Origin of the sequence: Bacteroides sp. NSJ-48 (assembly GCF_014287405.1) — a bacterium.
GTDB lineage: Bacteria > Bacteroidota > Bacteroidia > Bacteroidales > Bacteroidaceae > Bacteroides > Bacteroides stercoris.
This window is the reverse complement of sequence record NZ_JACOOD010000109.1, coordinates 1-1,076: the sequence shown is the minus strand read 5'-3', so window position 1 is coordinate 1,076 and position 1,076 is coordinate 1. Positions and strand designations below refer to the sequence as shown.

The 1,076-nt window shown below is 55.9% G+C and carries 2 protein-coding genes; both read left to right on the top strand.

What is annotated here, in order from left to right; translation table 11 throughout:
- Window positions 1–219, top strand: a 219-nt coding sequence (locus H8S52_RS19675) for an SDR family oxidoreductase (RefSeq protein ID WP_186910409.1), incomplete at its 5' end; no start/stop codon positions are given.
- A gap of 102 nt (window positions 220–321) precedes the next feature.
- Window positions 322–1,076, top strand: a 755-nt coding sequence (gene uxuA / locus H8S52_RS19670; protein WP_186910410.1) for a mannonate dehydratase, incomplete at its 3' end; no start/stop codon positions are given.

Sequence of the window (1,076 nt, the reverse complement as noted above, 5' to 3'; positions counted from 1 at the left end):
GGATTCCTGCTCACCAACCAGAACCGTGCGCTGCTCACCAACCCCGACGGTTCGTACACAGACCGTGCAAAGACCATCATCGCCCACACTCCGTGCGGACGCTTTGCCGAACCGGAAGAGCTGTTCGGAACCATTCACTACCTCATCAGTGACGCTTCCAGCTTCGTGACCGGGGCACTCTCGGTGGTGGACGGCGGTTTCGACGCATTCTCCATCTGATGAAATCCGTGTAATCCGTGCCTAAAAAAGAAATCATCAAGTGTATTTTGGCACATCTCATAATAGACAGACATATACTTTATAAACTTATACCATTACAATATGATACTTTGTGAACAAACCTGGCGGTGGTACGGTCCTAACGACCCTGTCAGCCTATGGGACATCAGACAGGCCGGAGCCACCGGCATCGTGAACGCCCTGCACCACATCCCCAACGGCGAGGTGTGGACGGTGGAAGAAATCATGAAACGCAAGGAGATGATTGAAGCCGCAGGTCTCCGCTGGTCGGTCGTTGAAAGCGTACCCGTACACGAGCACATCAAGACGCAGACCGGAGATTTCCAACGGTATATCGACAACTACAAGGAAAGCCTGCGCAACCTCGGCAAATGCGGTGTGAACATCGTGACGTACAACTTCATGCCCGTACTGGACTGGACGCGTACCGACCTTGCCTACGAGCTTCCCGACGGCAGCCGCGCCCTGCGCTTCGAACGTGCGGCCTTCATCGCTTTCGACCTCTTCCTGCTGAAACGCCCCGGTGCGGAAGCCGATTACACCGACGCGGAAAAGGCCAGGGCCAAAGCCCGCTTCGAGCAGATGACGAAAGACGACAGGCAGTTGCTGGTACGCAACATGATTGCCGGCCTGCCCGGTTCGGAAGAGAGCTTTACCTTGGAGCAGTTCCAGAAAGAGCTTGACCGTTACAGGGACATCACCCCCGAAAAGCTGCGTTCCAACCTGATATATTTCCTCAGCGAAATCTGTCCCGTTGCCGACGAGGCCGGCGTCGAGCTGGTGATCCATCCGGACGACCCGCCCTGCTCAATCCTGGGCCTGCCGCGTATCATGAG